The sequence below is a fragment of the Acidocella sp. C78 genome, from assembly GCF_907164655.1.
Window position 1 is genome coordinate 88,102 of record NZ_CAJQZK010000002.1, and the last position, 22,235, is coordinate 110,336.

At 69.6% G+C, this 22,235-nt stretch carries 18 protein-coding genes and 1 pseudogene; all 19 read left to right on the plus strand.

Annotated elements, in window-relative coordinates; genetic code table 11:
• Positions 1–182 precede the first annotated feature (182 nt).
• Positions 183–641: a division/cell wall cluster transcriptional repressor MraZ gene (mraZ, locus tag ACIDOCELLA78_RS99290; protein WP_201727751.1), complete on the plus strand. Its 459-nt coding sequence runs from the start codon at positions 183–185 to the stop codon at positions 639–641.
• Positions 638–1,579, plus strand: a complete 942-nt coding sequence (rsmH, locus tag ACIDOCELLA78_RS99295; RefSeq protein ID WP_201727752.1) for a 16S rRNA (cytosine(1402)-N(4))-methyltransferase RsmH — start codon at positions 638–640, stop codon at positions 1,577–1,579. The genes mraZ and rsmH overlap by 4 nt, the downstream gene beginning before the upstream one ends.
• On the plus strand, positions 1,576–2,430 hold the full coding sequence (locus ACIDOCELLA78_RS99300; protein ID WP_201727753.1) for a hypothetical protein: 855 nt from the start codon (positions 1,576–1,578) through the stop codon (positions 2,428–2,430). Before rsmH ends, ACIDOCELLA78_RS99300 begins: the two co-directional genes overlap by 4 nt.
• Positions 2,427–4,517: a penicillin-binding protein 2 gene (locus ACIDOCELLA78_RS99305; protein ID WP_201727754.1), complete on the plus strand. Its 2,091-nt coding sequence runs from the start codon at positions 2,427–2,429 to the stop codon at positions 4,515–4,517. The genes ACIDOCELLA78_RS99300 and ACIDOCELLA78_RS99305 overlap by 4 nt, the downstream gene beginning before the upstream one ends.
• A gap of 4 nt (positions 4,518–4,521) precedes the next feature.
• Positions 4,522–5,967, plus strand: a complete 1,446-nt coding sequence (locus tag ACIDOCELLA78_RS99310; protein ID WP_201727755.1) for a UDP-N-acetylmuramoyl-L-alanyl-D-glutamate--2,6-diaminopimelate ligase — start codon at positions 4,522–4,524, stop codon at positions 5,965–5,967.
• Positions 5,964–7,319 carry a UDP-N-acetylmuramoyl-tripeptide--D-alanyl-D-alanine ligase gene (gene murF, locus ACIDOCELLA78_RS99315; RefSeq protein ID WP_201727756.1) on the plus strand — a complete coding sequence of 452 codons (1,356 nt, stop codon included), beginning with the start codon at positions 5,964–5,966 and terminating at the stop codon, positions 7,317–7,319. Before ACIDOCELLA78_RS99310 ends, murF begins: the two co-directional genes overlap by 4 nt.
• Positions 7,319–8,407 (plus strand): phospho-N-acetylmuramoyl-pentapeptide-transferase, encoded by a 1,089-nt coding sequence (mraY, locus tag ACIDOCELLA78_RS99320; protein WP_201727757.1) that lies wholly within the window; start codon positions 7,319–7,321, stop codon positions 8,405–8,407. Before murF ends, mraY begins: the two co-directional genes overlap by 1 nt.
• A complete protein-coding gene (murD, locus tag ACIDOCELLA78_RS99325) occupies positions 8,404–9,789 on the plus strand; it encodes a UDP-N-acetylmuramoyl-L-alanine--D-glutamate ligase (RefSeq protein WP_201727758.1) in 1,386 nt (461 codons plus the stop codon). Before mraY ends, murD begins: the two co-directional genes overlap by 4 nt.
• Positions 9,789–10,952: an FtsW/RodA/SpoVE family cell cycle protein gene (locus tag ACIDOCELLA78_RS99330; RefSeq protein WP_201727759.1), complete on the plus strand. Its 1,164-nt coding sequence runs from the start codon at positions 9,789–9,791 to the stop codon at positions 10,950–10,952. Before murD ends, ACIDOCELLA78_RS99330 begins: the two co-directional genes overlap by 1 nt.
• Positions 10,949–12,085, plus strand: coding sequence for an undecaprenyldiphospho-muramoylpentapeptide beta-N-acetylglucosaminyltransferase (gene murG / locus ACIDOCELLA78_RS99335; protein ID WP_201727760.1), 1,137 nt, complete (start codon positions 10,949–10,951; stop codon positions 12,083–12,085). The genes ACIDOCELLA78_RS99330 and murG overlap by 4 nt, the downstream gene beginning before the upstream one ends.
• Positions 12,082–13,521, plus strand: coding sequence for a UDP-N-acetylmuramate--L-alanine ligase (murC, locus tag ACIDOCELLA78_RS99340; protein WP_201727761.1), 1,440 nt, complete (start codon positions 12,082–12,084; stop codon positions 13,519–13,521). The genes murG and murC overlap by 4 nt, the downstream gene beginning before the upstream one ends.
• Positions 13,518–14,442 (plus strand): annotated as a pseudogene (gene murB, locus ACIDOCELLA78_RS99345) (UDP-N-acetylmuramate dehydrogenase). Before murC ends, murB begins: the two are co-directional and overlap by 4 nt.
• A complete protein-coding gene (locus ACIDOCELLA78_RS99350; protein WP_201727762.1) occupies positions 14,439–15,344 on the plus strand; it encodes a D-alanine--D-alanine ligase in 906 nt (301 codons plus the stop codon). The pseudogene murB and the gene ACIDOCELLA78_RS99350 overlap by 4 nt, the downstream one beginning before the upstream one ends.
• Positions 15,332–16,210 carry a cell division protein FtsQ/DivIB gene (locus tag ACIDOCELLA78_RS99355; RefSeq protein ID WP_201727763.1) on the plus strand — a complete coding sequence of 293 codons (879 nt, stop codon included), beginning with the start codon at positions 15,332–15,334 and terminating at the stop codon, positions 16,208–16,210. The genes ACIDOCELLA78_RS99350 and ACIDOCELLA78_RS99355 overlap by 13 nt, the downstream gene beginning before the upstream one ends.
• A 13-nt stretch (positions 16,211–16,223) precedes the next feature.
• Entirely contained in the window at positions 16,224–17,531 is a 1,308-nt protein-coding gene (ftsA, locus tag ACIDOCELLA78_RS99360; RefSeq protein ID WP_201727764.1) for a cell division protein FtsA, read from the plus strand.
• A 64-nt stretch (positions 17,532–17,595) separates the two neighbouring features.
• Positions 17,596–19,161: a cell division protein FtsZ gene (gene ftsZ / locus ACIDOCELLA78_RS99365; RefSeq protein ID WP_201727765.1), complete on the plus strand. Its 1,566-nt coding sequence runs from the start codon at positions 17,596–17,598 to the stop codon at positions 19,159–19,161.
• A 198-nt stretch (positions 19,162–19,359) separates the two neighbouring features.
• Entirely contained in the window at positions 19,360–19,734 is a 375-nt protein-coding gene (locus tag ACIDOCELLA78_RS99370) for a hypothetical protein (protein ID WP_201727816.1), read from the plus strand.
• A 51-nt stretch (positions 19,735–19,785) separates the two neighbouring features.
• A complete protein-coding gene (locus tag ACIDOCELLA78_RS99375) occupies positions 19,786–20,412 on the plus strand; it encodes a DUF4131 domain-containing protein (protein WP_249675049.1) in 627 nt (208 codons plus the stop codon).
• 75 nt (positions 20,413–20,487) lie between these two features.
• Complete coding sequence (locus ACIDOCELLA78_RS99380) at positions 20,488–22,221, plus strand: IS1634 family transposase (protein ID WP_201727483.1); 1,734 nt, start codon at positions 20,488–20,490, stop codon at positions 22,219–22,221.
• Positions 22,222–22,235 lie beyond the last annotated feature (14 nt).

A 22,235-nucleotide genomic window follows, 5' to 3' on the forward strand; every position in this document is an offset into this window, starting at 1 on the left:
GATTTGTTGCTCTTTTTAAGTGGAAATTTTGCGAGCGACAAAGATAAATCCCTTTGACGCCCATGATTCCCCATGATATCCCATGACAACCCATAGCGAATCCGGCTGACGTACCGTCCTGATGTCGGAATGTTTGCAGCGAGGCATATCAACGGCGAGACGAAAGGGCCGCGACAGCGCCGATGAGCCAGTTTCTCGGCACTCACAGGAACAGGTTGGACGCCAAGGGCCGGGTATCGGTCCCGGCGGCGTTTCGTGCCGCCCTGCGCCGGGATGGCGACTCGCACGGCCTGATCCTGCGGCCATCGCACAAGCATCGCTGCATCGAGGCTTGGCCGACGCCGGTGTTCGAGGCGCTGGCCACGCGTCTGCAAGGTCTCGACCTGTTCAGCGATACCCACGATGACATGGCGGCGGCGCTCTACGCCGATGCCTGGCCGCTCGAAGCCGACAAGGAAGGAAGGGTTCTGCTGCCTGAGCCGCTCGTGGAGCATGCGGGGTTGCGTGACAGCGTGGTGTTCATGGGGCTGGGGCGGACATTCCAGATCTGGGAGCCGGACGCGGCCGACCGTCGCCGGGCCGAGGCGCGGGAGCGCGCGCGGATTGGCGGACTCACCCTGCCGGCGGGAGCGTCGGCATGAATGGCGAGTTTTCCCATGTGCCGGTGCTGCGCGAGGAGGCGGTGACGATGCTCGCGCCGCGCGATGGCGGGGTTTATCTCGACGGAACCTTCGGCGGCGGCGGATACAGCGCTGCCATTCTGGAGGCGGCGTCCTGCGCGGTCTGGGCGATCGACCGCGATCCGGCGGCCATCGGGCGCGGCGCGGCGCTGGCCAGCCGGCATCCCGGCCGGCTGCATCTCGTCGAGGGCCGGTTCGGCGACCTGCTCGATCTGCTGCGCGATCGTGGGGTGACAGCGCTTGACGGCGCGGTGTTCGATTTCGGGGTGTCGTCCTACCAGCTCGACGATCCGGCGCGGGGCTTCTCCTTCCGGGCCGATGGGCCGCTCGACATGCGCATGGGCGCGGCCGGGCCGACCGCGGCCGATATCGTGAACACCTTTGCCGAGGCGGAGCTGGCCGACATTCTTTTCCATTTCGGCGAGGAGCGGGCGTCGCGGCGGATTGCTGCCGCCATCGTCGGGCGCCGCGCCGCGCAGCGCTTCGAGACCACCGCCGATCTTGCGTCGGTGATCCGCTCGGTGGTCCGGCCCGACCGCTCCGGGATCGATCCGGCGACGCGCAGTTTCCAGGCGCTCAGGATCGAGGTGAACCAGGAACTCGCCGAGATCGAGCGCGGGCTTGAGGCGGCGTCTTCGCTGCTGGCGCCCGGCGGGCGGCTCGTCGCCGTTTCGTTCCATTCGCTGGAGGATCGCATCGTCAAGCGCTTCATGAATGCGGCGACCGGTCATGTCGCCGCGCCCTCGCGGCACGATCCCTCCGGTCTCGCGCGGCAAGCGGCCGCGCCGCGGTTCCGCGCCCTGACCCGCGGCGTCGTCACGCCGGGTGAGGCGGAGGCCGCCGCCAACCCGCGCGCCCGGTCGGCGCGGCTGCGGGGCATCGAAAGGCTTGCGGCATGATCCGCCCCGTCACCCTCGTCACCGGGCTGCTGATGCTGGGCTCGGGCGCCTGGCTGTTCGTGGTGAAGCACCGCGCCGGCACGCTCGATCACCAGATTGGCGGGGTCACCGCGCAGATCCGCAGCTCCGAACAGCGCATCCGCGTGCTGCGTGCCGAATGGGCGCTTGAAACCGATCCGAACCGGCTGACCCGGCTTGCCGCGATGTTCATGTCGCAGCTCAAGCCGATGAAGCCGGATCAGCTGGTGTCATGGCAACAACTGGCCGATGCGCTGCCGCCGCCGGGCGCCGAGGCGCCGCATCTGCCGCTGCCGCCGCCTTTGCCCGGGGATGTCTCCGGCGCCCCCTCATCCGCGCCCGTCGCCGCGGTAGCGGCGCCTCGGACTGTCGCCGCGGCAGCGGCGCCTCGGACTGTCGCTCTCGCGACGATCCCGCCGCCGCCGCCGGTGGCGAACCGGGCGTCCTCCAGGGCGCGAACCGTGCTGGCGATGGTGAAGTCGCATACGGTTGCGCGGCCGGTTTCGGCTGCGCACGCACCGGCCCATCACGCCGTCGTTGCCGTCGATCGGCCCGCCCGCCACCAGCGCAACGCTGCCTCGTCATCCGTCGTCGCCGATGCGCGCCGGCCGCAGATGCTCGGCGCCTCGGTCCTCGCGCCCCGGCCGGCGGATCATTCCGTGGCACCGGCGATCCGGCCGATCCGGGCCAGCGATCCCCTGCCGTTCCCGCATTCCCGGCGTCCGCCGCGATCCGCGCGCGCCGCGGCCCCGGCGCCGCATGCGGCCTCGGTTTTCGGCGGCTATGCCGCGAGCTTGCCGCCACCGCGCCCGGCGGACGGAGGCGTGCCATGACCGCACCTCCGCCCCGCGACAGCCTCTCGCCCCGCGTTCCCGGAACCGGCCGTGACGCCACGCGCCGCGCCGGCGCGCCCGAGCGCGGCGCGACACCGCGGATGGAGCATGTGCGCGTCACCTCGCCCGATCTCGTGCGCCGCGCCGCGATCGGCACGCTGCACCGGCGGCTTGCCGCCGGGTTCGGCGGATTTGTCCTGATCTTCCTGCTCCTCGCGGCGCGGGTCGTGTATGTCACGGTCGTCCATCCGGTGCCGCCCGACAAGGCGGCGATCGCGGCGCAGACGCCGTCGACCACCATCGCGCTGCCGCCGCCCGCGCGCGCCGAGATCACCGACCGCAATGGCGAAATTCTTGCCGTTTCGCTGCCGGCGGCGGCGCTGTACGCCAATCCGAAGCAGGTTCAGGACCCGGGCGTCGCGGCGCGCGAGATCGCGGCGGTGATTCCCGGGCTCGATCCGGGATTTCTCGAATCACGGCTTGCCGACCGCGCGCATGATTTCGTGTATCTCGATCGCAAGTTGACGGCCTCGCAGGAGCTGGCGGTCAACCGACTCGGGATTCCCGGCGTGTATTTCGAGAACACGGAGCGGCGGCACTATCCCCAGGGCAATCTCGCGGCGCATATTCTGGGCGGGGTGACGCCCGACCAGCGCGGCATCGCCGGCGTCGAGGACTGGTTCAACAAGCGGCTGACCGCCGACCCTGGCAAGCCGCTTCGCCTGTCGATCGACATCGGCGCCGAGGGGATCGTGCGTCAGGCGATCTGGGGGGCGATGTCGGATTACGATGCCAAGGGCGCTTGCGGCATCGTCATGTCGGTGCGGACCGGCCGGGTTCTGGCGATGGCCAGCGTGCCGGATTACAAGGCCGACGATCTCGGCACGGCACCCGCCGATGCGCGCTTCAACCGCTGCGTTTCCGGCGATTATGAGCCGGGCAGCGTGTTCAAGCTGCAGACGCTGGCGATGGCGATCAATTCCGGGATGATCGAGCCCTGGGACCGGTTCAACACCACCCATCCGCTGCATGTTGGCCGGTTTACCGTGACCGATTTCGAGCCCGCGCATATCTGGATGGCGGTGCCGCATGTCCTTGCCGTGTCATCCAATATCGGCGCCTCGCGAATCGCGACCATTCTGGGGCCGCAAATCCAGCGCACCTGGCTGCGCAAGCTCGGCTTCTTCCGCCGCCCGCCGATCCAGCTGCCGGAAGCAACGCCGCCGATGTATCATCCGAAGTCGAGCTGGAAACTGCTGACGACGATGACGGTCAGCTTCGGCAACGGCATCGCGATGTCGCCGCTGCAACTGATTTCGGCGGTTGTGCCGGTCGTCAATGGCGGGATCTGGTATCCGCCGACGCTGCTCGACCGGGGTACGCCGCCGGCGGGGGTGCGGGTGATGAGCGAGCGGACCTCGCTGATCATGCGCAAGATGATGCGCAACGTCGTCACAGCACCGGATGGCACCGGCGTCTATGCCCGGGTGCCGGGTTATCTGGTGGGCGGCAAGACCGGCACGGCGCAGGTCGTCGGGCCGAACGGGCGGTATCTGCGGCATCTCAACAACGCCTCGTTCATGGCGGCGTTTCCGATGAACGACCCACGCTATGTGGTCTATGTCGTCGTGCTGCAGCCGCATGCGACGAAGCAGATGCTGCCGTTCTGCCACGGGTTCACCACCGGCGGCTATGTCGCCGCGCCGGCCGTCGCCCAGATCATTTCGCGGATCGGGCCGATGCTCGGCATCATGCCGCTGTCCGGCCAGGCGCTTGCCGCGGCACAGGCGGCACTGTCGATCCCGCTCGATCCCAGGGCGCCGCCGGGGCGGCTCGCGCTGGGGCCGGGGCACCTGTTCCCGCCGGGGGCGAGCAAATACGCCTATCTTCTCGCGCACCAGACGCCGCCGGCGAACATGGATGTCGCGGCGCATGACCGGGCGCTCGCACGGACCGAGATGTGGCAGCCCTTGGCGGCACCGGCGGCGCAGACGGTGAGCCTGCCCCCGGCGACCGCTTCCGGCGCCCGCACGCCCGGGAACCGGATCATGAATATCGCCCTGCCGGTGACGCGTGCGGGGGGGTGAACTGATGGACGGTCTTGCACGTTACGGCGCCGCGCCGGGCTGGACCCTGCCGCGGGAGGCCGCGTTTTCGGGGATCACCGCCGACAGCCGCGCCGTGCGCGAGGGCATGATCTTCGCGGCCCTGCCGGGCGCGCGCGCCGATGGGCGCGATTTCATTGCCGAGGCGGTTTCGCGCGGTGCTGCCGCGGTGCTGGCGCCCGCTGGCACGCGCTGGCCGCCGGGCGTGCCGCCACGCCCGCTGATCGAGGATGCCGAACCGCGGCGGCGCCTCGCCGAGATCGCGGCGACGCTGGCCGGGCCGCCGCCGGAGACGATCCTCGGCGTGACGGGAACCAACGGCAAGACCTCGACGGTGGATTTCATCCGCCAGATGAGCGCCGCCAGCGGCAGGAAAGCCGCCTCGCTCGGCACGCTCGGGCTGATCGCGCCCGGCTTCGCGCCGGGGACGAGCCTGACCACGCCGGACCCGGTGACGCTGGCCGGAACCCTTGCCATGTTGCGGGCTGCCGGCATCGACACCGTCGCGCTCGAGGCCTCCTCGCACGGGCTCGACCAGTTCCGCCTGCACGGGGTGCGTTTCGCCGCCGCCGGGTTCAGCAACCTGACGCGCGATCATCTCGACTACCACGGCGACATGGCGTCGTATCGCAAGGCCAAGCTGCGCCTGTTCGACGAGCTGTGCCAGCCCGGCGCGCCCGCGGTGGCGATGGCGGATCTGGACACTGCAACGCTGGCGGCGCTGCGCGAGATCGCGCAGGCGCGGCGGCTGGATTTCGCGACGGTGGGCGCGGGCGGCAATCTGTTCGATCTGCGCGGCATCGCCGCGACGCCGTCGGGTCAGGTGCTGTCGGTGGCGCAAGGCGGCGTGACACGCGAGATCGACCTGCCGCTTCCGGGGCGGTTCCAGGCGGATAACGCGTTGCTCGCCGCCGGACTCGCGCGCGCCGCCGGCGTATCCGACCCGCTCGGCCTGCTGCCGGGCCTCGCGCCGGTGCGCGGGCGGCTGGAACGCGCGGCGGTGCTGCCGAACGGGGCGGCCGCCTATGTCGATTACGCCCATACGCCGGATGCGCTGGAGCGGCTGCTGATCGCGCTGCGTCCGCACGCGGCGGGGCGGCTGGTGCTCGTGTTCGGCGCCGGCGGCGATCGCGATCGCGGCAAGCGGAGACTGATGGGCGAAGTGGCCGCCCGGCTCGCCGATGTCGCCATCGTCACCGACGACAATCCGCGCAGCGAGGGTCCCGCCGCGATCCGCGCGGAAATTCTGGCGGCCTGCCCGGACGCGCGCGAGATCGGCGACCGGCGCGCCGCGATTGCGGCAGGGCTTGACGAATTGCGGGCGGGCGATGTGTTGGCCGTGGCCGGCAAGGGGCACGAGAGCGGGCAGATCGTCGGCGATGTGGTGCTGCCCTTCGACGATGCGGCGGTGATCAGGGACCTCGCGGCATGAACGCCTTGTGGACCGCGCGCGACCTTGCCGCCGCCACCAGCGGCACCTGGCTGCGCGGCGAGGCGGCGGCTGCCGGTGTCTCGATCGACAGCCGGACGATCGCGCCGGGCGAGTTGTTCGTCGCCTTGTCGGATGCCCGCGACGGGCATGATTTCGTGCCCGATGCCGAGGCGCGGGGCGCTTCATGCGTGCTCGTGTCGCGCGATGTCGGCGCCGGGCCGGCATTGCTCGTCGAGGATGTGCAGGCCGCGCTGACCGCGCTCGGCGCATTCGGCCGGGCGCGCAGCCGGGCGCGGGTGGTCGCGGTGACCGGGTCGGTCGGCAAGTCCACCACCAAGGAGATGCTGCGGCGCATCCTCGCCGCGTTCGGCGCCACCCATGCGGCCGAGGCGTCGTTCAACAACCATATCGGCGTGCCGCTGACCCTCGCGCGGCTGCCGGCCGATGCGGATTTCGCGGTGGTGGAAATCGGCATGAACCATCCGGGCGAGATCGCGCCGCTTGCAGCCCTCGCGCGGCCGCATGTCGGTATCATCACCGCGATCGGATCGGCGCATCTGGGGCTGATGGGCTCCATCGAGGCGATCGCCGACGAGAAGGCGGATTTGCTGCGCGGCCTGGTGCCGGGCGGCGCCGCCGTGCTGCCGCGCGGGCCGTTCCTGCCGCGGCTTGCGCGCCGGGCGGGGGATGGCGTGAGCGTGATCAGCTTCGGTGCGGACGAACACGCCGAAGCCATGTTGATCGAGGCGGTGAACGATGCCGACGGGGTTGCGGTGGCGGCGAATATCCTGCGCATCCCGCTCCGGTGCCACCTCGCCGCGCCGGGGACACACATGGCGATGAATGCGGTGGCGGCGTTGGCGGCGGCGGCGGCGCTCGGGCTCGACCCGGCGCGGGCGGCCGCGGCGCTCGACGGATTTGCGCCCATGGCCGGCCGCGGGGCGCGGCGTCGGGCGATCGTCAATGGCGCGAGCGTCACGCTGCTCGACGAAAGCTACAACGCCTCGGGCAATTCCGTCCGCGCGGCGCTCGAGGTTCTCGCCCTGCTGCCCGGCCGGCGCATCGCCGTGCTCGGCGACATGCTCGAACTCGGCGACTTCGCCGATGCCGAGCATCGTGATCTCGCAGCACCGGTGGCCGGCGTCGCCGATCTCGTTTTTGCCTGCGGGCCACATATGCGCGTGATGTTCGATGCCCTGCCGCAGCGCCAGCGGGGCGCCTGGGCGGCCGATGCCGCCGCCCTCGCGCCGGCGGTGCGCGCGGCTCTTGCCGAGGGCGACGCGGTTCTGGTGAAGGGGAGCTACGGGTCGCGGATGCGTGATGTGGTCGCGGCGCTCGAGGATGAATTCTGATGCTTTACGCGTTGCTTCTGCCGCATGTCTCGGCCTTCCATGTCCTGAACCTGTTCCGTTACATCACGTTCCGCGCGGGCGGCGCGTGCCTGACGGCGTTGATCGTGAGTTTCCTGCTGGGGCCAGGGCTGATCCGCTGGCTCAAATCGCTCCAGAAGCAGGGCCAGCCGATCCGTGCCGATGGGCCGGAACGTCATCTGATCGAGAAGAAGGGCACGCCCACGATGGGCGGCTTCCTGATCCTGATCGCGCTGACCGTCTCCACGCTGCTCTGGGCCGATCCGCGCAACGGCTATGTCTGGGCGGTGCTGATGATCACCATCGGCTATGGCGCGCTCGGCTTCGCCGATGATTTTCTCAAGCTCACCAAGCGCAACACCAAGGGCGTGCCAGGGCGGATCAAGCTCGTCGTGCAGGCCGCGCTCGGGCTGGGTGCTGCGGTGTGGATCACCCGGCTGATGCCGGGCTCGATCGCCGATTCGCTCGCCGTGCCGATGTTCAAGAATCTGATGATCCCGTTCGGACCGCTGTTTCCGCTGGTTGCGATGTTCGTGATGATGGGCGCGTCCAACGCGGTGAACCTGACGGACGGACTCGATGGACTCGCCATCGTGCCGACGATCATCGCCGCCGGCGTGTTCGCGCTGATCGCCTATCTGGTCGGCAACCGGATCTTCGCGCATTACCTCGAAATCAATTTCGTGCCCGGAACGGGAGAACTGGCCGTGTTCTGCTCGGCGCTGATCGGCGCGGGCATGGGTTTTCTCTGGTTCAACGCGCCGCCCGCCGCCGTGTTCATGGGCGATACCGGCTCGCTCGCGCTCGGCGGCGCGCTGGGCTCGGTGGCGGTGGCGACCAAGAACGAGATCGTGCTGGCGATCACCGGCGGACTCTTCGTCGTCGAGACCGTTTCGGTCATCGTGCAGGTGTTCTGGTATAAAAGGACGGGGCGGCGCGTGTTCCTGATGGCGCCGCTGCATCACCATTTCGAAAAGAAGGGCTGGGCCGAGCCGACCGTGGTGATCCGGTTCTGGATCGTCGCGATGATCCTCGCGCTGATGGGCCTCGCGACCCTGAAAATCCGATGAGCGCGCCAGTGAAAACGTGGAAACCGGTGTTCGCGGGGCGGCATTACGCGGTGATGGGGCTCGGGGTGAATGGTTTGCCGGCGGCGCGGGCGCTCCGGGATATGGGGGCCGAGGTCATCGCGTGGGACGATAACGCGGCGCGGCGCGGCGCCGCCGCCGCCGAGGGCTTCGCGCTCGGCCGGCCGAGCGCGGCATCGCGTCTCGACGGGCTGGTGCTTTCGCCGGGCATTCCGCACGCGCTGCCGGCGCCGCACCCCGAGGCGGCGGCGGCCATCGCGGCCGGCGTGCCGATTCTGACCGATGCCGAATTGCTGTTCCGGGCCGTTCGCTGCTCGGGAAGCGCTGCGCGGTTCGTCGGCATCACCGGCACCAACGGCAAGTCCACCACCACGGCGCTGCTTGCGCATATCCTCGCCGAGGCGGGGGTCGAGGTTGCGGCGGGGGGCAATCTGGGGCCGGCCGCGCTCGCCCTGCCACCGCTCGGCGATGACGGCGTCTATGTGCTCGAAATGTCCAGCTACATGTTGGAGCGAATCGAAAACATGCGCTTCTGTGCTGGAGCAATGCTGAATCTGACCCCCGATCACCTCGACCGCCATGGCAATATGGCGGGATATGAAGCTGCAAAGTCTCGGCTTTTTGCCGGGCAGGCGGCGGGGGATGTTGCCGTGTTCGGAATCGACGACGCCCTGACGGCGGCGATGGCCGACCGATTCGAGGGAAACGCGGGACGAGTCGTGCGGATTTCCGGCAGCCGGGCCGCGGATATTTTCGCGCGCGGCCGGATGCTGGTCGATCATGCCGGTGTCATCGCCGATCTCGACGCGGCCGGCGCGCTCCCCGGCACGCACAACGCGCAGAACGCGGCCGCCGCGGCGGCGATCGCGCTCGCGCTCGGCGTGCCGCGCGAGGCCATCGGCGGGGCGATGCGGTCCTTTCCCGGCCTGCCGCATCGCCAGCGCCTCGTCACCACGGTTGCGGGCGTCGCCTTCATCGATGACAGCAAGGCGACCAACGCCGAGTCGGCGGCACGGGCGCTCGACTGCCATGACCGCCTGGTCTGGATCGCCGGCGGAATCGGCAAGGACGGCGGCATCGAATCGCTGGCGCCGTGGTTCTCCCGCATTGCCCATGCGGTGCTGATCGGTCGCGATGCGGCCATCTTCGCGGCGACGCTCGGTGACGCGGGTGTATCGTTCGAACACGCGCAGACGCTCGAACGCGCGGTTCCCGCCGCCTTCGCGGCGGCGCGGCATATGGGCGCCGGCACGGTGCTGCTCTCGCCGGCAGCGGCGAGCTTCGACCAGTTCACCGATTATGCCGCGCGGGGGCGGCGCTTCGCCGAACTGGCCATGCGCCTCGGTCAGATGGAGGCGATGTAATGCCCGTCCTTTCCCGCGCGGATGATTCGGTCGTCGGACGGTGGTGGTGGAGCGTCGACCGCGTCATGCTCACCGCCCTGCTGTTGCTGGTGGGCGTGGGCTATGTGCTCGCCTTCGCGGCGACGCCGGCGAACAGCCTGTCGCTCGACGATCCGAACACGATCGTGATGGTCCGCCAGATCGTCTATCTGTTCGCCTCGGGCCTGCTGATGGTCGGCGTCTCGATGCTCGACCTGCACCATGTGAAGCTCGCGGCGCTCGCGATCGGGGTGGTGTTTCTGGTGCTGACCGGCTTCACCCTGGTCCATGGCGTCGTTGTGGATGGCGGACGGCGCTGGATCGCGCTGCCGGGCTTTACCATCCAGCCCTCGGAGTTCCTCAAGCCGGCGCTCGTGATCGCCTCGGCGTGGCTGCTGGCCGAACGGCGCCGCACGCCGGGGTTTCCGGGCATGTTCGCGGCGGTGGGGCTGAACGCCATCGTCGTGCTGATCCTGTTGCGCCAGCCGGATGTCGGGACCACCGCGCTCGTGCTGGCGACGTTCTTTGTCCAGCTTTTCCTCGATGGACTGAATCCCGCCTTTGTCGGTCTCGGTCTTGCCGGGTTCGGGATCGGCGGGATCGCCGCCTTCGAGCTGATCGCGCATGTCCACAAGCGGGTGATGCTGTTCCTGCACCCGACGAAGGACAAGGCCTACCAGGCGATCACCGCGCTGTCGGCCTTCGCCAATGGCGGCCTCTGGGGGCGCGGGCCGGGCGAGGGGCAGGTGAAACATTACCTGCCGGATGCGCGCGCCGATTTCGTGTTCGCGGTGGCGGGAGAAGAGTTCGGCATGTTTCTTTGCCTCGGCATCATCGCGCTTTACGCCGTGATCGTGCTTCGCGGCCTCGCGCGGGTGCTGCGCGAGACCGATCCGTTCGCCGCCCTTGCCGCGACGGGTCTGCTGACCAGTTTCGGCTTGCAGGCCTTCATCAACATGGCGTCGTCGCTGTCGATGATTCCGACCAAGGGAATGACGCTGCCCTTCCTGTCCTATGGCGGCTCCGCAGTGCTGGCGACGGGCTTGCAAATGGGCTTCCTGCTGGCCCTGACGCGGCGCCGGTCGCATGCCGAGAGTGCGGCGGACGGGCTGTTCAGCTTTGGCGCGCAGGACCGGGTGGCATGAGGGGCGCGATGCTGCATCCGATCGTCATCGCGGCAGGCGGCACCGGTGGCCACATGGTTCCGGCGGAGTCGGTGGCCGATGAACTCATGCGGCGCGGCCAGCGGATCGTGCTGATGACCGATGCACGGTCCGCCGCGCTCAAGTCGCCGGTGTTCGAGGGCTGCGAGAGGCATGTTCTGGCCGGCGCCGGGCTGGCGGGGCGAAGCCTTGGGCGCCGCCTGTCCGGTATGGCGCAACTCGCGCGCGGCACGGGCGCGGCGCGGCGCATTCTCGCGAAACTCGATGCCGCCGCCGTTGTCGGGTTCGGCGGCTATCCCTCGGTGCCGCCGGTTCTCGCGGCGGCGACGCTGCGGCGGCGCCCCGCCATCGTGCTGCACGACCAGAACGCGGTGCTTGGCGGCGCCAACCGCTTCCTCGCGCGGTTCGCCGACCATATCGCGCTGAGTTTCGAAGCCACCGCGGGGCTGCCCGCAAGGGCGCGCGCGACCGTTACCGGCAATCCGGTGCGCGCCGCCATCTCGGCGCTTGCCGCATCGCCCTATGCGCCGCCCGGGGAGACGACGCCCGGGGGGACCACGAACGGAGGGACTATCCGGCTGCTCGTGCTGGGCGGCTCGCTCGGCGCACGCGTGTTCGCCGCCCTTGTGCCGGCGGCGCTGGCGCTGCTGCCCGAGGCGTTGCGCCGGCGGATCGTGCTGACCATGCAGTGTCCGGCTGAGGCGATCGGCGAAGCGCGCGGCGCGCTCGATGCCGCGGGGATCGGGCATGAGCTGGCGCCCTTCTTCAGCGATGTGGCGCCGCGCATGGCGGCGGCGCAACTGCTGATTGCGCGCTCCGGCGGATCGACCGTCGCCGAGGTGGCGACGATCGGGCGGCCGGCGATCTTCATTCCGCTCGCGATCAACACCGACCAGCGGCACAATGCCGATGTTCTCGCGCGGTGCGGCGGCGCGCTCCGGCTCGACCAGGCGACAACGACGCCCGAACTTCTGGCCCGCGCGCTCGGCACCCTGCTTGAGGACCCGGCCCGCCTCGCGGCGATGGCCGAGGCGTCGACCGGCGCGCGGATCGAGGGGGCGGCGGCGCGGCTGGCCGATCTTGTTCTTTCGGCAATCGCGGAGCGCGTGCGATGAGGGCCATGCCGCTATCGATCGGGACGATCCATTTCGTCGGCATTGCCGGGATCGGCATGTCCGGCATCGCCGAGGTGCTGCACAATCTCGGCTATTCGGTGCAGGGGTCGGACCTTTCGGAAAACGCCAATGTCGCGCGCCTGCGCGCGGCCGGGATTCCGGTCGCGATCGGGCATGACGCGGGGAATCTCGGCAGCGCGCAGGTCGTTGTGGTGTCGACCGCGGTGCCGCGCGACAATCCCGAGGTGCAGGCGGCGCGCAAGCGGATGATCCCGGTGGTGCGGCGCGCCGAGATGCTGGGCGAGCTGATGCGGCTGCGCTGGTCGGTCGCGATCGGCGGCACCCATGGCAAGACGACGACGACGAGCCTGGTCGCCGCCGTGCTGGAAGGCGCGGGGCTCGACCCGACCGTGATCAATGGCGGGATCATCAACGCCTATGGCACCAATGCGCGGCTCGGCGGCGGCGACTGGATGGTGGTCGAGGCCGATGAGAGCGATGGCAGCTTTCTCCGCCTGCCGGCGGTGATCGCGGTCGTCACCAACATGGACCCCGAGCACCTCGACCATTGGGGCTCCGCCGAGGCGATGGAGGCGGGATATCGCCAGTTCGTCTCGAACATCCCGTTCTACGGGTTTGCGGTCCTGTGCATCGATCATCCCGGCGTACAGCGGATGATTCCGGACCTGTCGGATCACCGGCTGATCACCTACGGCCTGTCGCCGCAGGCGGATGTGCGGGCGGAGCGGATCATGTCCGACCGCAATGGCGCGACATTCGAGGTGCGCCTGTCCGAACGCGTGGCCGGGCGCGAGCGGGTGCTCGCGCCGATTCGCCTGCCGATGCTTGGCAACCATAACGTCCAGAACGCGCTGGCGGCGATCGCGATCGGCATCGAGATGGAGGTGCCGGAGGTCGATCTGCGCGCGGCGCTGGCGAGTTTCCGCGGCGTGAAGCGGCGGTTCACCAAGACCGGCGAGGTGGCCGGCATTACCGTGATCGACGATTACGGCCATCACCCGGTCGAGATCGCGGCGGTGCTGCGGGCGGCGCGGCAGGCCGGGGCGAGGGACGTGATCGCGGTGGTGCAGCCGCATCGCTATTCGCGGCTGGCCACGCTGTTCGAGGATTTCTGCACCTGCATGAACGATGCGGGCAAGGTGATCGTCGCCGATGTCTACCCGGCGGGCGAGGAGCCGATTCCGGGCATCGACCGGGACGCGCTGGTGGAGGGGCTGCGGGCGCGTGGCCACAAATCGGTCGTCTCGCTCGGCAGCCCCGATCATCTGGCCGAGATGATCAACGCGATGGCGCGTGCCGGCGATTACGTGGTGTGCCTCGGCGCCGGGTCGATCACCAACTGGGCGCAGGCGCTGCCCAACCAGTTGCAGGCGCTGATCGAGACCACCCGCCGCGGCGCCGGGGGCATGCGATGATGGCGGCACCGGTCATGGCCGACTGGCGCGCCGCGCTGCCGGCGGTGCGCGGACGCATCGGCTTCGATGTGCCGCTCGGCCGGTGACGTGGTTCCGCGTCGGCGGGCCGGCGGAGGTGATGTTCCGCCCCGCCGATATCGAGGATCTGAGCCGTTTTCTCGCCGCCCTCGCGCCGGAAGTGCCGGTGCTGCCGATCGGCGCCGCGTCCAACCTCATCGTGCGGGATGGCGGGATCGGGGTGTGATCGTGCGGCTGGTCGCGGATTCGCCGAAATCGAGGTTCAGCCGGATGGAATCGTGGCGGGGCGGCGGCGCTCGACGCGACGATCGCCGAGCATGCGGCGGCGGCGGGGCTCGCGGGACTCGAATTCCTCTCTGGCATTCCGGGCTCGCTCGGTGGCGCCGTGGCGATGAATGCCGGCGCCTATGGCGCGGAGATCCGCGATGTTCTGGACTGGGCCGAGATCGTCGGGCGGACGGGACGGTGGCGCGCTATGCCGCTGGCGATCTCGCGCTGACCTACCGGCACGCGCGGCTGCCGGAGGGCGGGATCGTGGTGCGGGCGCGGCTGCACGCGCGGCCGGGCGACGCGGCGGCGATCGCGGCGCGGATGGCGGAGATCCGCGCGAGCCGCGAGGCGACGCAGCCGGTGCGGGCGCGAACGGGCGGCTCGACCTTCCGCAACCCCGAGGGCGACAAGGCCTGGCGGCTGATCGACGAGGCGGGCTGCCGCGGGCTCGTTCACGGCGGCGCCCAGGTTTCGGAAAAGCACTGCAATTTCCTGATCAATCTCGGCGAGGCGACGGCTGCGGATATTGAAGGGCTGGGCGAGACGGTGCGCCGGCGCGTGCGCGAGCTGACCGGCATCGAGCTGATCTGGGAAATCCGCCGGGTCGGCCTGCCGGGCCGGGGGGCGGCATGAAGCGCGTCGCGATCCTGCTCGGGGGCATTTCGGAGGAGCGCGAGGTCAGCCTCGCTTCCGGACGGCAGGTCGCGGCGGCGCTGCGCCAGGCCGGATATGACGTGTTCGAGATCGAGGTCGGCGCCGATCTCGGCGCGGTGATCGCGGCGCTGACGCCGGCGCCGGACGCTGTGTTCAACGCGTTGCATGGCCGTTTCGGCGAGGACGGGACGATCCAGGGCGTGCTCGACTACATGGGTATCCCCTATACCCATTCCGGCGTGCGGGCATCGTCGATGGCGATGGACAAGGGCGCAGCCAAGGCGGTTTTCGCCGCCGCCGGCCTGCCGCTGGCGCGGCACCGCATCGTCCCGCTCGACGAACTCGCGGCGGCCGATCCGCTGCCGCGGCCCTATGTCATCAAGCCGGTGAACGAGGGCTCGTCGGTCGGCGTGTTCATCCTGCGCGACGGCGATAATCGCCGTGCCGACATCGCGCATGCCTGGCGCCACGGAGCGGTGGCGATGGCCGAGGAATATGTCCCCGGGCGGGAACTCACCGTATCCGTGCTCGAGGACCGGGCGCTGGCCGTCACTGAAATCCGCGCCGAGGGGTTTTACGACTATACGGCGAAATACGCGGCCGGCGCCTCGCGACACGAGATTCCCGCGCAGGTGACGCCCGCGGTCGGCGCGCGGGCGCGGGATGTCGCGGTCGCGGCGCATCGGGCGCTTGGCTGCCGTGGGGCGACGCGCGCGGATTTCAGATATGATGACGAAACGAACCGGCTGGTGCTGCTGGAGGTGAACACCCAGCCGGGCATGACGCCGACCTCGCTGCTGCCCGAGCAGGCGGCCCATTGCGGCATCGATTTCCCCGCGCTGTGCGCCTGGATGGTGGAGAACGCCGCATGCCGCGTGTGAGGTCGCGCAAGACCAAGGTGCAGGACCGGCCGAGCCCGCGCACCCTGCTGCTGCGCCGGTTGCGGCGGGCGGGGCGGCCGACGGCGGTGCTGGGCGTCGTCGTTCTTCTGCTGATCGCGGTGCCGCTCGGCTTGCGCGGCGTGGTCGCCGTGGTCCGGCCCGTGCGCGCGGCGGCGGCGAGCCTGGCGGCGGACGCCGGATTCCGTGTTGCCCATATCGAGTTGCAGGGCGTGGCGCCGGGCTCGCGCGCCGTGGTCGAGCGGGTCATCGACGTCGAGCGGGGCCAGCCGATCTTTGCGGTCTCGCCGGCGGCGGTGGCGGCGCGGGTCGGCGCGCTGGGCCTTGTCCGCACCGCCGTGGTCGAGCGCGTGCTGCCGAACACGTTGCGGATCGAGGTAACCGAGCGCCGCGCCCTCGCGATCTGGCAGCGGCCGGACGGACGTTTCGCGCTGGTCGGCCCCGGCGGCGCCGTGCTGGAGGATCGCGACGCTGGCGCGGCACGCGTGCATGACCCGAGCCTGCGGTTGCTGGTCGGCGCCGGCGCGCCGAAACATGCGCAGGACCTGCTCGACCTGCTCGCGCGGTTCCCCGCGATCGCTTCGAAGGTCGTCGCGGCCGAGCGGATCGACCGGCTGCGCTGGAACCTGATCCTGCGGGACAGGACGGTTGTGGAACTGCCGGATTCCCATCCGGCGCGCGCGCTCGCCGTGCTGATGCAGGCGGAGCGGAAGATCCGCCTGCTGGAGCGGCCGGTGCGCCGGATCGATCTGCGGCTGGCCGACCGGCTGGTGGTGCGCCCCTATCCGAAAGGTTTCGTGACCGAAGCCGCAACGCCATCGACCGCCGCAGGGAAGCACAATTCATGAGGGAGGCACGGGCATGAACGATCTCTCCCGCCGCGCGACACTCACCGCGACACGGGCCGATCCTCGCCAGCAGGACGCGCGCCGCCAGCCCGCGCGCTCCGGCCCGTTCGGCGTGCTGGATATCGGCTCGACCAAGATTTCCTGCCTGATCGGCCGCGCCGAGAGCGACGGACGGCTGCGCGCGCTCGGCTTCGGCTGGCAGCGCGGGCGGGGCGTGAAGTCGGGCGGCATCGTCGATCTGGAAGAGGCGGAGAAGGCCATCCGCGCCGCTGTCGGCGCGGCCGAGGATCAGGCCGACATGCGGCTGAAATCGGTCACGGTGAACCTCTCCTGCGGGCAGCCGGAGAGCCGGCTGTTCAACGTGCAATGGCCGATCGACGGCCGCGCCGTGACCGAGGATGACATCCGCCGCGTGGTGCGCGAGGCGCGGGCCCGCGCGGCATCCGAGGGGCGCGGCACGATCCATGCCCTGCCGCTCAATTTCTCCACCGACGAGACCGGCGGCGTCGCCGATCCGCGCGGCCTCTATTGCGACACGCTGACCGCGCAGCTTCACGTGGTCGACGCCGCCACCACGGCGATCAAGAGCGTCACCGCCTGTCTTGAGCGCTGCGAACTCGAGATTGCCTCGATGGTGTCGGCGCCGTTCGCCTCGGGCCTTGCCACGCTGGTGGAGGATGAGCGCGAACTCGGCGCGACCGTGATCGACATGGGCGGCGGGACGACGACGATCGCGATCTTCGCCGAGGGGCAGATGCTGCACACGGCGCAACTGCCGGTCGGCGGCAATCACGTCACCAACGACGTGGCCCGGCTGCTCTCCACCCAGGTGGCGCATGCGGAGCGGCTGAAGACGCTGTATGGCACTTGCCAGGAAAGCCCTGACGACGCCCGCGAATTGCTGCCCGTGCCGCTCGTGGGCGAGGCGGAGCACCAGATCGCCAAGGTGCCGCGCAGCGCCCTGGTCTCGATCATCCGCCCGCGGCTCGAGGAGATTTTCGAGCTGGTGCGCGACCGGATCGAGACATCCGGGCTTGGCCGCGCCGCTGGGGCGCGCGTGGTGCTGACCGGCGGCGCATCGCAACTGGTCGGTGCCCGCGAACTCGCGGCGCAGATCCTCGACCGCCAGGTGCGGATCGGCAAGCCGCTCGGTGTGATCGGCCTGCCCGACGCGGCCACCGGGCCGAATTTCGCCACGATGATCGGGCTGCTCGCCTTCGCCACCGGCGATGGCCAGACGATGCATGACATCGACTTCAGCCTCGCCGCGCCGCAGGGCCGGCTGGCCCGATTCATGAATTTTCTCGTGCGGCGGATGTGATGACAGATCGCGATCGCATCCCCGCCGCCCCCCGTTTCACGCCCGCCTGCCAGGAGACGCAGACATGACCCTGAACCTGATCCGACAGACCACGACACAGACAGATTTCACGCCGCGCATCACGGTGATCGGCGTTGGCGGCGGCGGCACGAACGCGGTCAACAACATGATCGCGCTGAACCTGCCGGGCGTGGAATTCGTCGTCGCCAATACCGACGCGCAGCAGCTGATGCTCTCGCGCGCCGAGCGCCGCATCCAGCTCGGGCCGCATATCACCCAGGGCAATGGCGCGGGCGGGCGGCCGGAAATCGGCAAGGCCTCGGCCGAGGAGGCGTCGGAAGATCTGGCACGGCATCTCGACGGCGCGCATATGGTGTTCATCACCGCGGGCATGGGCGGCGGCACGGGCACGGGTGCGGCGCCGGTGATCGCGCGGATGGCGCGCGAGCGCGGCATCCTGACGGTCGGTGTGGTGACCAAGCCCTTCGCCTTCGAGGGGCGGCGCCGCCTGCGTTCGGCCGAGGACGGGATCAACGAGCTGCAGCAGTTCGTCGACACGCTGATCGTGATTCCGAACCAGAACCTTTTCAAGGTGGCCAACGAGCGGACGGGCTGGAAGGAAGCCTTCGAGATGGCCGACCATGTGCTGTACATGGGCGTGCGCGGCGTTACCGACCTCATGGTGGTCCCGGGCCTGGTGAATCTCGACTATGCCGATATCCGTTCGGTGATGTCGGTGATGGGCAAGGCGATGATGGGCACCGGCGAGGCCGAGGGCGAGGATCGCGCGATCCGCGCGGCGGAGGCGGCGATTTCCAATCCGCTGCTCGAAGACACCAACATGAAGGGCGCGCGCGGGCTGCTGATCAACATCACCGGCAGTTCCGACTTCTCGCTGCACGAGCTTGACCAGGCGGCGAACCGCATTGCCGAGGAAGTCGACGAGGATGCCAACATCATGGTTGGCATGGCGCTCGACGAGAGTCTCGGCAGCCGGGTCCGGATTTCGGTGGTGGCGACCGGGATCGACACGCCAGTGCCCGCGCAGGCCGAGCGGCCGCGCCTTGCCGCGGTGTCGGGCGACAGCGTGATGGTGGAGGCGAATGCCACCGTCGCGGCACAGGTTCAGGCGCCGGCCGGTCCGGCCGCGCCGACGGTCGGCCTGCATCAGCCCCAGCCCCAGCCTCAGCCGCAGCCGCAGGTGCTGCATCCCCAGCCTGCGGCCGCTCCTGTGGCCCCGCGCCAGTATGCCCAGCCGGAAGCGCCGGCAAGGGCGCCGATTTCGGCGCCGGCGGCCTATCGTGAGGCGCCCCGGGCCGCCGAGCCGCCCCGCAAGCAGAGCCTGTTCAGCCGGATGACCAATGGGTTCCGCAGCGCGGCCGCGCCCCAGCCCGTCCAGCCGGCGGCAGAGCCGCCGCGGGCGGCGATGCCGGCCTGGCCGGCGCGGGATGAGGCGTCCTATCCGCCGCAACAGGCCCCGCGCGACCTGCCGCATGTCGGGGCGCCGGATGGCGCGTCCCACCATCTTCCGCAGCAGCAGCAGCATGAGCCGCGTGCGGCCGTGCGGCTCAGCCACAACGAGGAAATCGGCATCGATATCCCGGCATTCCTCCGTCGTCAGCAATCCTGACGACGCGGCGATCCGGCCGGCGGCACCGGGCGCGTCATCCGATCGGGTGACCCCGCCCGCCGGCGCTCTGATGTCGTGCTCTGTGATATTGATGATCAGAGCATCACCCGCTGGGTTGCGCAGGCGGATGCCCAAATCCGCCCGCTCACCGCGTTGTGCACTTGCCGCGTGCGCCATCGCGGCGCCATCTTCCCGCGCATGACGGATGCTCTCGGATTGCTGCTGCTGGCCGCCGCGATCGGTGCGTGGCTGGCGTTCGACGCCACGCGGGACAGGGGTGAGCGCCCGACCAGCGATGCGGGCGCGAAGGCCATGCTGCACGGCGTCGTCGGCAGTCTTGGTCTTGCGGCTCTTGTCGTCTCGCTGGATCGCCATCCGGTGGCGCCGCGCATGGGGCTTGGCGGGTTTGGCGCCGGCGCGGAACTCCTGCTCGGGCTTGCCCTCTGCCTTGGCCTTTCCGTGATCGTCATCGCCTCGCGCGGGCGGCGCATTCCGGGCCTGCTGCTGGCGATTCACGCCACGCTCGCCATCGCAGGCCTCTCCCTCGTCCTCGCCATCGCGGCGCTCGCCTGATTTTGCGCTTTCGCAACGATCCGGGATGAAATAGGATAACTCAACTTTTAGTTGAGTCATCCTTTGGGCGCCGGACTGACCATCGACAGAACGACGAGGCCGGCGGCGATCGAATCGCCGGTTTCCGGCTATAGCACCGCGTCCTATGCCGGGCGCATCGTCCTGTTCCTGCCGGTTGCGATGCTGGCCGGCGTGCTGCTCTATTTCGATCTTGACCGGGAACCGCCCGTGTGGATCGCGCCCGTGGCGATCGTCGTGGCGGGCGGCGGCCTTGCCTTTGGCTGGCATGGGCCGGTTTTCCGGCGCATCGCCGCCCTGGCCCTTTTCGCGGCGCTCGGCTTCGGTCGGGCGCAGTGGCAGACGATGGCGATGCCGCCGCCGATCCTGGTGCCGCATGGCGTGGTCACCGTTGCCGGGCGCGTCAGCTCGATCGATCTCCTCGCGACCGGCCGCCGGGTCAGACTCGCATCGCCACGGCTGAATGGCGGGCCTGCGCTGGCCCGCGCGGTGCGGGTCAAGCTTCGCAAGGGCGACGATCTTGGTCTTGCGGCCGGAGACGTTATCCATGTGCGCGCCTTTCTGTTCGCCCCCTCGCGCCCGGCCTATCCCGGCGGGTGGTCGTTCGGGCTGAAGTTTTTACTTGGGAATGACCTGAACGTGGCGGATAGCCTCGCGTAGCGCTGATTTCTTGCGAGCGTTTTGTGTCCATAAATGGGGCTTGCGGTGCGACTCGATCTGTGATTCGCTCGGGTTATGTTCATCGATGTGGTTCCGAATGGCCGATCGGCGCCGGCCGTGCTGTTGCGGGAGAGTTTCCGCGAGGGGCGGAAGGTTCACAAGCGTACCATCGCCAATCTGAGCCAGATGCCGCCCGCGTTGATCGATGGCCTACGAGCGCTGCTCGCGGGTGGCGCGGTGGTTGGTGGTGCCGATCAGGCGCTGGAGATCCGGCGTTCGCTGCCGCATGGTCATGTGGCGGCGGCACTCGGGATGATGCGCAAGCTCGGGATACCCCGCCTGCTGGGCCGGAGGGCGTCGCGCGAGCGCAGTCTCGCCCTGGCGCTGATCGCCGGCCGGGTGATCGCGCCGGGATCGAAGCTCTCGACCCTGCGCGGCCTGAACCCGGAGACCGCAACATCGAGCCTCGGGCAGATGCTTGATCTCGGTGTCATTGAAGAGCGCGAGATCTATGCGGCGCTGGACTGGCTGGGCACGCAGCAGGGGCGGATCGAACGGGAGTTTGCAAGGCGCCATCTGCGCGACGGCACGCTGGTGCTCTACGACGTCAGTTCATCCTACCTCGAAGGCCGGCATTGCGAACTGGCACACCACGGATACAGCCGGGATCACCGGCCCGATCGGCCGCAGATCGTCTATGGTCTGCTGTGCGATCGCGAGGGGCGGCCGATCGCAGTGGAAGTGTTCGAAGGCAACACCGCCGATCCGGCGACGATCGCCGCCCAGGTGGAGAAACTCAAGCGCCGGTTCCATCTCGAGCGCGTCGTCCTGGTGGGTGATCGCGGAATGATCACCACGGCGCGGATCCGCGAGACGATCAAGCCGGCGGGGCTGGACTGGATCAGCTGCCTGCGCGCGGGGCAGATCCAGGATCTTGCCGAGGGACCGCTGCAGATGTCGCTGTTCGACGAGCGCGATATCGCCGCGATCACGTCGCCCGATTATCCGGGCGAGCGGCTGATCGCCTGTCGCAACGCCGCCCTGGCGACCGAACGACGGCGCAAGCGCGAGGCGCTGCTCGTGGCCACCGAGACGGAACTGGCGCGGATCCGGGATGCGACACGGCGCAAACGCGCTCCTCTTCATGGCGAGGCCGCGATCGGGCTGGCGGTGGGGGCGGTGATCAACCAGCGCAAGATGGCCAAGCATTTCGATCTCACCATCACCGCCAGCCGCTTCGATTTCCAGCGCAACGCCGCCAGCATCGCGCGCGAGGCGGCCCTCGACGGCATCTATGTCATCCGCACCAGTGTGAGCGCGGACGTCATGAGCGAGACCGAAGCCGTGTCAGCCTACAAGGATCTCTCACGGGTGGAACGGGCGTTCCGGTCCCTCAAATCGGTCGATCTCGCGATCCGCCCGGTGCATCACTGGCTCTCGCCGCGGGTGCGTGCCCACGTCTTCCTCTGCATGATGGCCTATTACGTCGAATGGCATCTGCGCGACGCCCTCAAGCCCCTGCTGTTCCAGGATCACGACCGGCCAGGCGCGGAAACTGAACGCTCATCGCCGGTTGCCCCCGCATCGATATCCCCGGCCGCCGATCGCAAGCGCGGGCGACGCCGCAACGACCAGAACCTGCCGATTTCGAGCTTCACCGACCTGATGGCGCATCTCGCCACACAGACCCTCAACACCGCCTCCCTACCCAAGGCGCCGAACGCCACCTTCACCGCTCTGGCAAACCCCACGTCGCTGCAAACCACCGCCTTCGCCCTGATCGGGATCGACCCCATGCGTGTCCAGTAAGCGGCAAAATCAGA